The organism is Anaeromassilibacillus sp. An200, assembly GCF_002160025.1.
Taxonomy (GTDB): domain Bacteria; phylum Bacillota; class Clostridia; order Oscillospirales; family Acutalibacteraceae; genus Caccousia; species Caccousia stercoris.
Genome location: NZ_NFJU01000009.1, coordinates 40,625 through 54,531, shown reverse-complemented (window position 1 = coordinate 54,531; position 13,907 = coordinate 40,625). Strand labels below are relative to the sequence as shown.

The 13,907-nt window shown below is 54.1% G+C and carries 17 protein-coding genes; 6 read left to right on the top strand and 11 right to left on the bottom strand.

Annotated features, from left to right (window positions below; all coding sequences use genetic code 11):
* The first annotated feature begins 35 nt into the window (after positions 1 to 35).
* The 4 genes from B5F35_RS06395 to B5F35_RS18990 all read left to right on the top strand — a co-directional run bounded on the left by B5F35_RS06395 (position 36) and on the right by B5F35_RS18990 (position 3,175).
* Positions 36 to 854: an AraC family transcriptional regulator gene (locus B5F35_RS06395; RefSeq protein ID WP_087239170.1), complete on the top strand. Its 819-nt coding sequence runs from the start codon at positions 36 to 38 to the stop codon at positions 852 to 854.
* A gap of 6 nt (positions 855 to 860) precedes the next feature.
* Positions 861 to 1,724: an MYG1 family protein gene (locus B5F35_RS06390; RefSeq protein WP_087239168.1), complete on the top strand. Its 864-nt coding sequence runs from the start codon at positions 861 to 863 to the stop codon at positions 1,722 to 1,724.
* 77 nt (positions 1,725 to 1,801) lie between these two features.
* Entirely contained in the window at positions 1,802 to 2,719 is a 918-nt protein-coding gene (locus tag B5F35_RS06385) for a DUF1444 domain-containing protein (protein ID WP_087239166.1), read from the top strand.
* Positions 2,720 to 2,722: 3 nt separating this feature from the next.
* Positions 2,723 to 3,175: a hypothetical protein gene (locus B5F35_RS18990; RefSeq protein ID WP_162611351.1), complete on the top strand. Its 453-nt coding sequence runs from the start codon at positions 2,723 to 2,725 to the stop codon at positions 3,173 to 3,175.
* 26 nt (positions 3,176 to 3,201) lie between these two features.
* Here the strand turns inward: B5F35_RS18990 and B5F35_RS06375 are convergent, their stop codons facing one another.
* Positions 3,202 to 3,657, bottom strand: coding sequence for a MarR family transcriptional regulator (locus tag B5F35_RS06375; protein ID WP_140401161.1), 456 nt, complete (start codon positions 3,655 to 3,657; stop codon positions 3,202 to 3,204).
* Positions 3,658 to 3,875: 218 nt separating this feature from the next.
* On the opposite strand from B5F35_RS06375, the gene ftsH reads away from it, so the two are divergent.
* Positions 3,876 to 5,720, top strand: coding sequence for an ATP-dependent zinc metalloprotease FtsH (ftsH, locus tag B5F35_RS06370; protein ID WP_087239160.1), 1,845 nt, complete (start codon positions 3,876 to 3,878; stop codon positions 5,718 to 5,720).
* Between the two features lie 85 nt (positions 5,721 to 5,805).
* On the opposite strand, the gene B5F35_RS06365 is transcribed toward ftsH, so the two are convergent.
* The 5 genes from B5F35_RS06365 to B5F35_RS06345 form a co-directional block, all read right to left on the bottom strand.
* Positions 5,806 to 6,651: a hypothetical protein gene (locus B5F35_RS06365; RefSeq protein WP_087239158.1), complete on the bottom strand. Its 846-nt coding sequence runs from the start codon at positions 6,649 to 6,651 to the stop codon at positions 5,806 to 5,808.
* A complete protein-coding gene (locus B5F35_RS06360; protein ID WP_087239156.1) occupies positions 6,645 to 7,343 on the bottom strand; it encodes an ABC transporter ATP-binding protein in 699 nt (232 codons plus the stop codon). The genes B5F35_RS06365 and B5F35_RS06360 overlap by 7 nt, the downstream gene beginning before the upstream one ends.
* Positions 7,327 to 7,704: a GntR family transcriptional regulator gene (locus tag B5F35_RS06355; RefSeq protein ID WP_087239154.1), complete on the bottom strand. Its 378-nt coding sequence runs from the start codon at positions 7,702 to 7,704 to the stop codon at positions 7,327 to 7,329. The genes B5F35_RS06360 and B5F35_RS06355 overlap by 17 nt, the downstream gene beginning before the upstream one ends.
* Before the next feature lie 93 nt (positions 7,705 to 7,797).
* Complete coding sequence (locus tag B5F35_RS06350; RefSeq protein WP_206424022.1) at positions 7,798 to 8,328, bottom strand: nucleoside recognition domain-containing protein; 531 nt, start codon at positions 8,326 to 8,328, stop codon at positions 7,798 to 7,800.
* Positions 8,321 to 8,896, bottom strand: a complete 576-nt coding sequence (locus B5F35_RS06345; protein WP_087239152.1) for a spore maturation protein A — start codon at positions 8,894 to 8,896, stop codon at positions 8,321 to 8,323. The genes B5F35_RS06350 and B5F35_RS06345 overlap by 8 nt, the downstream gene beginning before the upstream one ends.
* A gap of 173 nt (positions 8,897 to 9,069) precedes the next feature.
* Here B5F35_RS06345 and B5F35_RS06340 point away from each other — a divergent pair, with 173 nt between their 5' ends.
* Positions 9,070 to 9,324: an AbrB/MazE/SpoVT family DNA-binding domain-containing protein gene (locus B5F35_RS06340; protein WP_087239150.1), complete on the top strand. Its 255-nt coding sequence runs from the start codon at positions 9,070 to 9,072 to the stop codon at positions 9,322 to 9,324.
* A gap of 130 nt (positions 9,325 to 9,454) precedes the next feature.
* On the opposite strand, the gene B5F35_RS06335 is transcribed toward B5F35_RS06340, so the two are convergent.
* The 5 genes from B5F35_RS06335 to B5F35_RS06315 all read right to left on the bottom strand — a co-directional run bounded on the left by B5F35_RS06335 (position 9,455) and on the right by B5F35_RS06315 (position 13,841).
* Entirely contained in the window at positions 9,455 to 10,831 is a 1,377-nt protein-coding gene (locus tag B5F35_RS06335) for a Sapep family Mn(2+)-dependent dipeptidase (RefSeq protein ID WP_162611350.1), read from the bottom strand.
* Positions 10,832 to 10,858: 27 nt separating this feature from the next.
* On the bottom strand, positions 10,859 to 11,284 hold the full coding sequence (locus tag B5F35_RS06330; protein WP_087239146.1) for a DUF2752 domain-containing protein: 426 nt from the start codon (positions 11,282 to 11,284) through the stop codon (positions 10,859 to 10,861).
* Positions 11,284 to 11,913, bottom strand: coding sequence for a DUF4190 domain-containing protein (locus tag B5F35_RS06325; RefSeq protein ID WP_162611349.1), 630 nt, complete (start codon positions 11,911 to 11,913; stop codon positions 11,284 to 11,286). The genes B5F35_RS06330 and B5F35_RS06325 overlap by 1 nt, the downstream gene beginning before the upstream one ends.
* Positions 11,914 to 12,051: 138 nt before the next feature.
* Positions 12,052 to 12,996 (bottom strand): transketolase family protein, encoded by a 945-nt coding sequence (locus B5F35_RS06320; protein ID WP_087239142.1) that lies wholly within the window; start codon positions 12,994 to 12,996, stop codon positions 12,052 to 12,054.
* Entirely contained in the window at positions 12,996 to 13,841 is an 846-nt protein-coding gene (locus tag B5F35_RS06315; RefSeq protein WP_087239140.1) for a transketolase, read from the bottom strand. Before B5F35_RS06315 ends, B5F35_RS06320 begins: the two co-directional genes overlap by 1 nt.
* Positions 13,842 to 13,907: the final 66 nt, after the last annotated feature.

Genomic DNA, 13,907 nt, shown 5'->3' with positions numbered 1-13,907 from the left:
TTGCCTGATTTTCACGCAGAAAGGAGGAAATCCAGATGGCGGTGGAGCGTTCGGTGCTCAACCGAAGCTTTCCGGGTCTGAACCCCATTACCTACGGAGATGAGCGCTGTGATCCGGGCCATTCCTATGGCTACGCCTCACGCGAATACTATCTGATCCATTACATTATGAGCGGATGCGGAACCTTCGCGCGCGGCGGTGTGACCTACTCGCTGCATCGGGGATGCATGTTTCTGATCCGTCCCGGCGAGCTGACGTTTTACCAGGCGGATGAAAAAACGCCGTGGGAATACATCTGGATCGGTTTTGACGGGGCGCTGTGCCCCTCCCTGCTTCGTTCCTCCGGTTTTACAGACGATGTATGCTGGCGCGATGTGCCGCAGGCCTCCTCCCTTTTTGAGGAGCTGCGCTCCATCCCGGACCGGCGCCCCTCCACAGAGCTTTCTCTGTGCTCACTGCTGTACGGGCTGTTCAGTATTCTGTGCTCACAGGACGCTTCCCCGCGCACACCGCGGGATTATGTGGCGCGTACCTCCGATTATATCCGCGCCAACTACGCTCTGCCCATCTCGATCGAATCCATTGCCTCCATGCTGGGAATTGATCGGCGCTATCTCAGCCGGATTTTTCTCCGGGAAACCGGCGTCACACCGAAGGAATTTCTGGTGCGTGTGCGCCTGAACCGGGCGGCGGAGCTTTTGGAAACCAGCTCCTGCACAGTTACGGAAACAGCTCGGTCGGTGGGCTATGACGATGTTTATAATTTTTCCAAAATATTCAAAAAGAAATACGGGATCAGCCCCGCCCATTACCGGCAGCGGCTCTTTTCCCGCAAGACAGAAAAGGATGATTGAAACAATATGCAGCAACATGAGCTTCCCCCATACGCACTGACGCATGCGGGAAAATTTCACGCGGACGATGTGTTCTCCGGCGCTCTGCTGCGCCTGCTGCGTCCGGGGATTGGCATTTCCCGCGTCTTTCAGGTTCCCGAAGGCTTCGACGGGCTGGTATTCGACATCGGATGGGGAGAATTTGACCATCACCAGCAGGGCGCCCCTGTGCGGGAAAACGGTGTACCCTATGCAGCCTTCGGCCTGCTGTGGCGCGCCTTTGGCGAGCAGCTGCTTTGCCGCGGCTGTTCCCCCGAGGAAGCGGCGCGGGAAGCAGCCCACTTTGACGAAAAATTCATCCAGCCGCTGGATCTTGACGACAACACCGGCTGCGGAAGCGAGCTGGCTTCCGCTGTAGGAACCTTTAATCCGGCCTGGGATTCCGACGCTTCCGCCGATGAGCGGTATTTCGAAGCTGTGGAGTTTGCCTGTGGCGTTCTGAAAAGAAAGCTGGAGGATATCTGGGCTGTGTGCCGCGCTTCGGCTCGTGTGCGCGAGGCCCTCGCCAATATGCAGGATGGCGTGGTAGTGCTCGACTGCTACTGCCCATGGAAATATGTGCTCGCCCATTCCGACGCGCAGTTTGTCATTTACCCCTCTCAGCGCGGCGGTTTCGGCGCACAGGTGGTTCCCAGCGGAGAAGACGGCGAAGCGCCCGTTGATTTTCCCGCCGCGTGGGCCGGAAGGGACGCTGCGGCGCTCCAGGAACTCACAGGGCTTTCCACCATCCGCTTCTGCCATAAGGGCAGATTTCTTGTTACCTGCGATACCTTGGAGGATGCGGTGGCAGCCTGCCGCCTTGCACAGCAGGCTGGTGAAAAAAAGGAATAACAAATTTTCCGGCTTGACGGCCAGCCCTTGGAGAGGGGCGATAAACACTACTACTTTACAGGAAAAGGAAGATTTCCATGGGACTTTTTTCCAAGTTTAATAAGAAGAAAAAGAAAAAAGGAGGCTCCACCGAGCCGAAGCGCAGCGAATCCATCCTTGCCCCCGAGACCAGCAGCAACGGAGCCCCCGATCCGGATTCCCCGGAAGGAAAGCAGCTTCAAAAATTTGAGGAGCTCAAACCGCGCATTTATCCGTTCCTCCGCCCCGCCAATACCCCTCCCTTCCTTCGCTTTGAAACAGCGGGACGCACCATCGACATTCCTCTCCCCTGCATCCCCTTCCATGCCGCAACCCGGATTTTCTTTGTGGAGGATACCGGAACCTCGTTCCGCGTCCTGCAAAAAACAGCGGTTCCCGAATCCGTCAGCCTGCTGGAGCTGCTGAACATTTCCATTCGCAACCTGGTGCAGAACGTGCGCTTTGAAGTGCGGGCAACTACCTTCGGCGGATACATTTTGGTGGGAAATCCCAACCATGTCACCTCCTACATCCTGGTCAAAAACTTGTGGAAGGATTTGGCAAAACGGCTGGACGATAATTTGATCATAGCTATGCCCGTGCGGGAAGCCCTGCTGTTTATACCGGAGAAAAAACAGGAGGAGCTGCTTCCCAAGCTGGCCACTGCCTGCGTCGGGATGCTCAAGGATCCCGAGCACCGCACCCATCCTCTGACACCTCTGCTGTTCCATTACAACCGTGAAACCGAACAGCTTTCTACCTACGCGGTGCGCAAGCCGAAGGAAGGCGACGCCCCTGCCGAGGCTCCCAAAACGGAGCCGCATGTTCCGGAATCGGAGATTCCGGCTGAACCGCTGCAGGAAGAGATGCCAAAGGCTTCGGACGCTGCCCCCGCATCCCCCACGGAAAAAAAGGAAGCTCCCCACCTGTACATTGTTCCGGATGCCAATGAGGAAGAAGAAAAAACAGAAGAATAATCCATGTTATTTAAAAAAGCAATTCTTCGGCTTCTTCGAAAGCCGAAGGATTGCTTTTTTCTATCCGCCAGACGGTTATGTTTTCCGGATAAATTCTGTCCGGCAAACCGGGCAGGTAATCTGGATTTTTCCTTTGCCGCGCGGGACGCGCAATTTATTTTTGCATTTGGGGCATTTATAATACCGATGATCCTTATCACGCCATTGTGCGGCCCTGGTAGTGAAAAAGCCCTTGACCTTATTCCAGACTCTGAGAAATTTCTGATTTTCCGCCCACCGTTTCGCGGTATTGCGGGACAACATGCGAAAGAGCACCAAAAAGAACAGAAGCCAGGACAAAATAGGGAACACCACAATCCGTGTCACCACGCCCAGAAGCCACAAGAGCAAATACAAAATCAGAAGAGCCCAGTTCAGCTGATCTCCTCCGTATCGCCCATAAAAGAAACGCTGTAACCAATATTGAAACCTGGAAAAGAAATTCATCCTTCTTGCCTCCTGTCATTTTCCAGATGCTGCTGCATGATTTTTGAAGCACAAATCAGCACTTGGAGCTCCTCGGCGCTATAGGACTCCAAGGAATGCTCCAGGGTGGAAAGAGCCTCGCACAGAACACTTTGCATTGCCTGGCGCCCCGAATCTGTCAGCACCAGATAGACCATGCGCCTGTTCTCCGCGCTCTGCTCCCGCCGCACAAAGCCCCGATCCTCAAGGCAATTTGCCACCTTTGTCAGCTGCTGGCGTGAAATGCAGAGCTCTTCCGCCAGCCATGTCATATTCGCCTGCCCTTTTGCACGTTCCAGCAGCATCAGCGTTTGCAGCTGCGTGGGCGGCAGATCCGGAAGTGCGGTTCTTCTGCTTGTCTGAAACAGGCGGCGGAACAAAAGCGGCAGAAGGCGAAGCGTTTCCCTCGCCAGCTCCTTTCTGCACTCGTCCACAGCGCCACCCCCTTTCTGTTTCTGGTGTTCATTATACGGGAGCACCTCTCTCCTGTCAAGAAACGAAACGTGAACAATAAATAAAAATTTATTGTAAACAAAAGTTAACTTTTTATTCACGCATTTCTTTTGTTCCGGCTCTATAATAGTCTCAAGATTCAGGTGTTCCGAAGCGTACACAGAAAAAACGCTTCTCTTACAAACTGGAGGTATCCGCTATGGTAGAACAAAAAAAGAACCCCCGAAAATCCCTGATCTGGTATTGTGTGATTGTCCTGGCTGTTATGGCGGTGCTGAACACAATCCTGATGCCCCAGCTCAGCAGAATGAAAACCAAAGAGGTGGATTACAGCACCTTCCTCACCATGCTGGAAAACGGTGAGGTCAAGCAGGTGGAAAAGGATGGAGACGTAATCGCGTTCAATTCTACCAATGAAAACGATCCGTTCATCTATGTAACGGGCGCATGGGACGATCCGGAGCTGGTCGATCGCCTGACTCAGGCCGGTGTGCAATTTACGAAAGTGGTTCCCAGGGAAGAATCCCCATGGTTATCTCTTTTGGTCGGCCTGATCCTCCCGACGGCGCTTCTCTGGGGAGTCGGTTATCTGCTGGTGCGCAACATGCAGAAAAAAATGGGCGGTCCAAACGCTATGTCCTTCGGCAAAAGCAACGCGAAAATCTATGTCGCCGCGCAGACAGGAAAAACCTTTGCGGATGTGGCCGGTGAAGATGAAGCAAAGGAAGCGCTCAAGGAAATTGTCGATTTCCTGCACGATCCCCAAAAATATGAATCTATCGGCGCAACCATGCCCAAGGGCGCACTGCTTGTCGGCCCTCCCGGCACCGGTAAAACACTGCTGGCCAAGGCTGTGGCCGGAGAAGCGAACGTTCCGTTTTTCTCCATTTCCGGTTCAGAGTTCGTGGAAATGTTTGTCGGCATGGGCGCCGCCAAAGTACGTGATCTGTTCAAGCAGGCGCAGGAAAAAGCCCCGTGTATCGTTTTTATCGATGAGATTGACACTATCGGCAAGAAACGTGACAGTGCCGGTCTGACTGGAAACGACGAGCGTGAACAGACGCTGAACCAGCTTCTGACGGAAATGGACGGCTTTGACGGCAAGAAAGGCGTTGTCATTCTCGCCGCTACCAACCGCCCCGAAACGCTTGACAAAGCGCTTTTGCGCCCCGGCCGCTTTGACCGCCGCATCCCGGTGGAGCTTCCCGATTTGCAGGGCCGCGAATCCATCCTCCGCGTCCATGCGCAGGATGTCAAGCTTGGGCCTGACATCGACTTTTCCGCCATTGCACGCGCCACGGCCGGTGCATCCGGTGCGGAGCTGGCCAATATCATCAACGAAGCCGCTCTGCGAGCTGTGCGTCTGGGACGCTTCGCCATAACGCAGGAGGATCTGGAGGAAAGCGTGGAGGTCATTCTGGCCGGTTACCAGAGAAAAAGCGCTGTGATTGCTCCCAAGGAAAAGCAAATTGTCGCTTACCATGAGATCGGTCATGCACTGGTTGCGGCCAAGCAAACGGATTCCGCTCCCGTACACAAAATCACTATTGTCCCCCGCACCTCCGGAGCGCTCGGCTATACCATGCAGGTGGCTGAGGATGAAAGCGTCCTGATGAGCCGCGAAGAAATCTTCAACAAGATCGCCACTTTGACCGGCGGCCGTTCTGCTGAGGAACTGATCTTCGGCACCTGTACCTCCGGCGATTCCAACGATATCGAGCAAGCCACAAAGCTGGCTCGTTCCATGGTCACCCGCCTGGGCATGTCGGAAAAATTCGGCATGATCGCTCTGGAAACGCAGAGCAACAAATATCTGGGCGGAGACACCTCTCTGGCCTGTTCCGAGGGCACAGCCCGCCAGGTCGACGAAGAAGTGATTACTCTCATCGGAAAGGCGCACGAAAAAGCATTCTCGATCCTCAAAGAGAATCTGCCCGCGCTGCATGAGCTGGCCCATTATCTTCTCGAAAAAGAAACCATCACCGGCGAGGAATTCATGGAAATTTTGAAAAAATACGACTCCCCCGCCGCTCTGGAGAGCTGAGAACCTCAAAGTGAAACGCTTCTCTGACCAGCTGAAAGGACCGGATGCCTTTGCAGGCATCCGGTCCTTTTCTTACGCTTCCCGCTTATTCCAGATTCAGGCGCTTTTTCAGCATCTGACGGCTCAGGATATAATAGCCGCCTCCAAGCAGGAGATCATACAGAATCATTCCTCCCACCATCAGCTCCACGACAAACAGCACCCCTTCTGCCGTCTCATTTGGATAGCCCAAAAGGTAAATAAGCCCCATCGGAAAATCAGGAATCAAAAACAGGGCGGTGAAGGCCATCGAAATGAGGAATTGCTCCACCATGGAAAAAATCAGATACACGCCTATTCCGGCCAGGATCCGGTATTTTTTCGCCTGGCATCCCAACACGATCGCCCCATAGATTTGGAGAATGGCATGCAGCAGAGAAGTCACCAGGAAAACCAGGAGCAAAATCAGCAGGATCCACGAATGAGGCGCTTCCTTCCACATGGCTTCTCCCAAAGCAGCAAGAAAATCCATCAGATCGACAAAAAACGTATTGTCGGCAAAAAGAACTACGAAGGACAGGATCGTAATCAGGATACCACCCACGCACCACACAAAAGCTGTCAGAATCTTGCTCCAAAGATGCTGCACGGGCGTGACGGGCAGGGTAAACATCAAATATCCCTCGTCCCCCAGCAAGTTTTTGTAAAAGCGCTGGACGATGATCAGAAGGGTAATCACATAGACGGCCAAAAGTCCCGCTCCATAGGCAAAACCCATCACTACCGAAGGCATATCCACCAGAAAGCTCTTCACAAAGGTATTATCCGTTTGCATAAAGGCCAAAGAAAAGGTCAGACGTGTCACAAGCGCCAGAACCAGCAGCAGCAGATACATCGGCAGAAAATAGCGGGCTGTGGCCTGAAACTCGTATTTCATCAATTTTCTCAGCATCGGAACACCTCCCGGAACAGCATGTCCACACTTTTATCCTGCTGTGCCCGGATGTTATCCACCGAATCACACAGGACAATATTTCCGCCGTTGATAAAAACAACGTCATCCAGAATCTTTTCCACATCCGAGATCAGGTGTGTGGAAATCACGACACTTCCCTCGGGATTGTAGTTGCTGATGATGGTATTGAGAATAAAATCGCGGGCCGCGGGATCCACGCCGCCGATCGGCTCATCGAGCAGATACAGCTTGGCGCGGCGGCTCATCACCAAAATAAGCTGCACCTTTTCCTTGGTTCCCTTGCTCATGGTTTTCATCCGCTGGGCCGGATTGATGTTGAGACGGGAGAGCATGTCATATGCACGGGCGCTCTCAAAATCCTCATAGAAATCCGCGAAAAAGCGGATCATCTGATTGACATTCATCCAGTCATTCAGATAAGTACGCTCCGGCAGGTAAGAGACAACCTTTTTTGTCTCTACACCGGGCGTATTGCCGCAAATAAGCAGTTGGCCGCTGTCCGGCGAAAGCAGGCCGTTGCACAGTTTGATAAACGTACTCTTGCCGCTGCCATTCGGCCCCAAAAGCCCCACAATTCGCCCGCTGGGGATTTGCAGGTTGATCCCGCCAAGTGCCCGGCAGGACGGAAAGGACTTGACGAGGTCATGACACTCAATTAGATTTTGCATTCTTCTCCTCCTCTTTTTTTAAAAGCTCCACAGACTGTTCCCGTGTATACCCCAAACGATTCATATTCTCAACGAACTGCTGGATCAACTCCTCCGCCAGCGCTCTTTTGACTTCCATAATCCGTTCCGTCTCCTCCGTCACGTACCTTCCGCTTGTCCGCTGCGTATACAGCAGCCCGTCCTCCTCCAGCTTGACAAGAGCCCTTTGCATGGTGTTCGGATTTACCGCCGCTTCAGCTGCCAGCTCCCTTACAGAGGGAAGCCTGGAGCCGGCCGGGAAAATGCCTGTTACAATCATGCGCTGAATCTGATCCACCAGCTGCGCATAGATCGGGCGATCGGACTGCAGGTTCCATGCCATGGAATCACCTCGCTCCTCTTGTGTATTATTGTATTAAGTTCATAATACAATAATACACTGTTTTGGGACTTTGTCAAGACCTTTTCCTCACAATTATGCTCCTGCGCCCAAAAACCACCGTACCGCCCAGCCTGCGCACAGGCAGGCAGCCAGATGTCCTGCCAACGCCGCCGGAAGCGCACATGTTTTTTCCCGCTTTTTCACCGCGCCGAAATAAACGGCGATGCAGTACAGCGCCGTTTCCGTCGATCCGGCCAATACGCTGGCTGTCCGCCCTGCCAGACTGTCCGGCCCGCAATCGTTCAAAATCTGCGACAGCAGCGCTGTGGAAGCACTTCCGGACACAGGCTTCATCAGAGCCAGCGGAATGACCTCTTTCGCCATACCAAACGCCCGCGCAAACGGAGCCAGAAGATCGGCGGCCAGCTCCAGCGCACCAGAAGCTTCCAGCATGGTGACAGCCATCACAAGCCCCGCAAGCAGCGGCAGAAGGGAGACACACGATTGCAGCCCCTCCTTCGCCCCCTCGGTAAACACATCGAACACAGCCACACGGCGAACCAGGCATGCCACCACTACCAGAGCCAGAAAAAGAGGAATCAGCAGGGAAACGAAATCAGGCATGACGACCCTCCAAAGCAAAACAGGCAAGCAGCGCCACCGCAAGCGAAACAGCGGAAACCAACCAAACGGCAGGAAGGATATCAAACGGATTGGCCGCTCCCTCCGCGGCACGCAAGGCCCCAAGCGTTGTGGGAAAAAGCTGGAGCGAAGCTGTATTCACCACCACAAACCGCACCATGGAACGATTGATGCCCCCCACAGGATTTTCCCGCTCCATCGCACGCATGGCGGCAATCCCCATCGGCGTGGCCGCGTTTCCCATCCCAAAGAGATTTGCTGTCAGGTTCATGCAAATGGCCTGCTCCGCTTCCCCGCCTTCACGGCAATCAGGGAACAAACGGCGAATCACCGGATGAAGCATGCGGGCCGCCGCGCCTGTCAGTCCTCCCGCCTCCGCAGCCTTGAGCACCCCGGTCCAAACTGCCATCGCTCCCGCCATGGCAAACACCAGCTCCACCGCCCGCTGTGCTCCCCGAAAGACAGACTGTGTCAGTTCCTGTGTTCTTCCCGTTACAAAAGCACAAACAATGCTCACCAAAATCAACGCTGCCCAAACAAGGTTCAACATTTTTTTCGTTTCCTCCTTCCCTTCCGCAGAATTGTATGATATAATGACGAATATTATGAAAATGTCAAAAAAAATTTACATTCCACGGCTTGACATGATTTCCATTTACTACTATTATAATGATAGGAAGCTCTACAATTCGACAAAATTACGGAGAAAGGAATGTGCCAGACATGAAATCCACAGGAATCGTCCGTCCCATTGACAATCTTGGCCGCATCGTCATTCCGACGGAACTGCGCAAAACACTTCACATCAACGACAAGGATCCTCTCGAGATTTTTGTCGACGGAAACTGTATTATCCTGAAGAAATATCAGCCGTCCTGCATCTTCTGCGACAGCATGGACGACATTATGACATACAAGGGATACAACGTCTGCCAGAAGTGTATGAAAAAACTCGGAACCCTCGCGGATAACCTGTGAGTGAAATTCCGCCGGATCCTGCAAAAAGGACAGTGGATCCTTCCACCGCAAACCGGACAGAAAAAAACCGGCTTGAAGCAGAGTAAAGCACTGCTTCAAGCCGGTTTTTTCTCTTTATGAGAATTTTTCTTCACACCGTGAGCATCCGATACATGGCTTCCAGACAAATCTGCGCATGCTGCATAAAGCGGGAAATTTCAAAATGCTCTCCCACATTGTGCAGGCACCGATCCGGTTCATCCGCAAAGAAAGGACCAAAGGCCACACCCCGCGATTTCAGCGCCCGGGCATACGTCCCGCCTCCTGTTGCGTAGAGCTCAGCGGGAACTCCCATCACTGCCTGATAGGCATCGCTGAGCAGATGGATAAAGGGGCTGTCTGCCGGAAGGAAGAGCGGCTCCGTCACATCGCAGCGTTCCAGAGTCAATCCCGCTTCCCGCACCTTTTCCGCAATTTGAACGTGAATCGCCTCGCCGTCTTTAGTCACAGGGAAACGGATATCCAGAGTAATCGAATCTCCTGCTTCACCGGCAGAGACAAGGCCCAGATTCAGCGTGAGCGGACCGGATTCCGCATCCTCCTGCTTTACACCGAGAGAAGCGCCGTTGTATTCCAGACCGATGCAGCGATCCACAAAGGAGAAGAAACCACCCAGCTCCTGTTCGGAAAACACACCGGCCAGGAGATGAATCAGATGAGCGGCCGCGTTGACCCCTTCCTGCGGCTGCATGGCATGTGCCGCCACGCCCAATGCGCTTACGCGCGCACCATCCGCTGTCAGCTCCACGGAAAAACGTTCGCCTTCCCGTTCCGCGGCATTTTTCAGAGCCTGCGCCTGCTTAGGTGTACAGAGAATCTCTGCCTCGGCCCTCGCGGGAACCGCGTTGGCCACTGTTCCGGCAGAGAAGGAACGGATCACGGCGGAATCGTGCTTTCCTTGGATCACCGCGCTGACACGCCCCTTTTCCCGGTTGCAGATACCATATTCGGCGTCCGGGGTAAAGCCCATGACGGGCAGCGGCTCCTTTTGATAATAGTAGGCCAGATCCTCACTGCCCGTCTCCTCCGCCGCACCAAACACAACACGCAGGCGGCGCTTCGCGGGAACCCCTTCATCCTTGAGCGCCTTGAGGCAGTAAAGCGCGACGATGGCTTCTCCCTTATCGTCCGCTGTGCCGCGGCCATAACAGCAGCCGTCGCGGATTACCATGGTATAGGGATCGCCTTCCCAGCCATCCCCGGCAGGCACCACGTCGACATGGGCAAGGACAGCTGCCGTCTCTTCTCCCTCGCCATACTCCGCATGACCGGCATAGTTATCCACATTTTTCACCGTCAGGCCAAGACGCTCCGCCATGGAAAGCACCGTCTCCAAAGCACGGGCAGACTCCCGGCCAAACGGCATCCCTGGCTCCGGAGCGGAACGGACAGAGGGAATGCGGATCAGCTCCGCCAGATCGCGGAGAATATCATCCTGATAACGCAGAATTTTTTCACCAAAGCTCATATCGCAGACCTTCCTTTTCATGAAATATCAAAACAGAAAAAAGGGATTCCAACCGAGAAACAGCGCCGTGTTTTTCCAGATACATTGAAGGAACAGCAGCACGATCCCAGCCACCACACACGGAAAAATGGGAAATCGCGGCAGATGCGGACGAAAACGGCGCCGCCACGTTTCCCAAAGGAGAAAAACGGTATACACCAGTGCGGTGTATGGAATAAAAGGATGATAGCAAAAGCTTTTCACCACATGGAGCCGTGCAAGTTCCATCACAGAGCGGGTTGCGCCGCAGCCGGGACAATACAGCCCTGTGATTGCGTGGATCGGGCAGGGAGAAAACCATCCCAACACAGCATCCCCCATACAGGCCACCAGAATACCACACAAAAAGAATACCGGCAGAAGCCAGAGCCCCAGCCGGTATAACAGATCTTCTGCGGAAAGAGGCTTTCTCATCAGAAAATATCGTCGTAGTAATTGTAGTAGTAGGAGTAGCTGGAATCAAAGGAATTCCCTGCCTCCCCCACCGCATACGCGAAGATGAAGAACCCAATGGACAGCAGCAGACCGAACACCGCCGTGATAATTCCAGCGATCGCCATGCCGCGGCCTCCCTGACGCTTGCTGAGCGACACAGCGCCCAAAACAATCGCTACTATGGAGAGGATCCAGGAAACCCACATACCGCAGCAAATCACCACGGAAAGAATTCCGCAGACCATAGAGGCAATCGCAAGACCACTGCTGCGCTTTGGCTGGTCCTGCATGTCATAGGGCATAGCCTGATACGGCTGAGCGGAATACTGCGGCGCCTGATAGGACTGAGACTGGTAGGACTGCTGCGACTGCTGGTAGGACTGGGACTGATAATCCGGCGCTTGGTACGACTGAGACTGGTACTGGGGCGACTGGTAGGACTGCCCATATGTTTGCTGCTGATACGAGGAGGAGCCGCCGTACTGAGGCGGTTGGTACTGGGGGGGCTGGGATCCGGCAGGAAGCTGTGTGCTGCCTTGATCCGGCGCAGAGGGCGGAACGGAGGCATTCTCCTCCGGTGGGTAATTTCTGTTCTCGTTCGGATCCATAATGACAAAATCCTCCAAATATTTGATGTTTTTGCATGATTCTTCTTTCATTATATCGGTCAGAAATTCCTTTGTCAATAAAAAGTCCCCGGCGCAGGATTCTCTCCTGCGCCGGGGACAAAGATAAAACAAATTCTGTTATTTTCCGAGAGTCTTTTTCACCACTTCTTCGATGTGGGAAGCACAAAGACCGAACTGCTTGAGCAGGTCGACCGCCGGGCCGGAATAGCCAAACTCATCGTTAACGCCAATCTTCACCAAAGGCGTGGGGCATTCCTCGGAAAGGACGCTGGCGACAGCATCGCCCAGACCGCCGATCACATTGTGCTCCTCAGCGGTGACGATCTTGCCCGTCTCCTTCGCGGCTTTGAGAATAATCTCGCGGTCAATGGGCTTGATCGTGTGCATATCAATCACGCGAACGCTGATCCCCTCGTTCTTCAGCGCGTCGGCTGCCTTGACGGCTTCTCCCACCAAGAGGCCGGTGGCAATCACGGTGATATCCGAGCCGTCGCGCAGGGTAATTCCCTTGCCGATTTCAAACGTATAATCGTCGTTGTTGTTGACGCTCTCAACAGCCAGACGGCCCAGACGCAGATACACAGGGCCATTATACTCGATCGCAGCCTTCACAGCGGCGCGCATCTCATAGTGGTCGGCAGGATTGAGAATCACCATGCCCGGAATGGTGCGCATCAGGCCGATGTCCTCACAGCACTGGTGTGTCGCGCCGTCCTCACCCACGGAGATACCGGCATGGGAGCCGACGATCTTCACGTTCAGGTGCGGATAACCCACGGAGTTGCGAACCTGCTCAAACGCACGGCCCGCGGAGAACATGGCGAAGGATGCGGCGAAAGGAATCTTGCCGCATGCCGCCAGACCCGCCGCAACGCCTACCATGTTGCACTCTGCAATGCCGCAGTCGATAAAGCGGTCGGGATGGGCTTTCTTGAAAATGCCCGTTTTGGTAGCTGCCGCCAGATCCGCGTCCAGCACCACTACATCCGGATACTGATCCGCAAACTCGGCAATGGCATTGCCAAAGCTTTCACGGGTTGCGATTTTAACCATCTCAGCCATTATTCTGCCTCCAATCCGGCGAGCACCTTGTTCAGGTCATTCATTGCCGTTTCATACTGTTCCGCATTCGGAGCGGTACCGTGCCAGCCGACTTGATTCTCCATGAAGGAGACGTCCTTGCCCTTCACCGTCTTGGCAATGATAACGCTGGGCTTGCCCTTCACAGTGCGGGCATGTGCAAAAGCGGCGTCAATCGCGTCAAAATCATGACCATCGATCACCTGCACATCAAAACCGAAAGCATGGAATTTCTCGTCGATCGGAGCGGGACCCGCAACCTCCTCGACAGGGCCGTCAATCTGAAGTCCGTTGCTGTCCACCACCAGGCAGAGGTTGTCCAGCTTGTTGTGAGCGGCAAACATGGCAGCCTCCCACACCTGGCCTTCTTCAATCTCGCCGTCTCCCAGAATGGAATATACACGGTATGCCTTGCCGTCCATCTTGGCAGCCATCGCCATGCCGCAGGCGGCGGAAATGCCCTGACCGAGAGAACCGGTGCTCATATCGACGCCGGGCGTATCGTTCATATTCGGATGGCCCTGAAGCATGGAGCCAATATGGCGCAGAGTTTTCATCTCCTCAGGCGAGAAAAAGCCTCTCTCGGCAAGCGCGCCGTACAAACCGGGGCAGCAATGGCCCTTGGAAAGAACAAAACGGTCACGATCCGGATCCGACGGATTCTCGGGATTGACCTTCATCTCTTTGAAATACAGATACGCAAGCAGGTCCGCCGCGGAGAGGGAGCCGCCGGGATGGCCCGATTTTGCGTGAAAGACACCGGTGACGGCATCCATTCTGATCTTGCAGGCGGTAATCTGCAAGCTCTTTTTCTCGCTGCTGTTCATGGTTGGCCTCCTAATCATTTTCTTTGGGATACGGAGTATTTTTGATTTGGATCTTATTATACTATG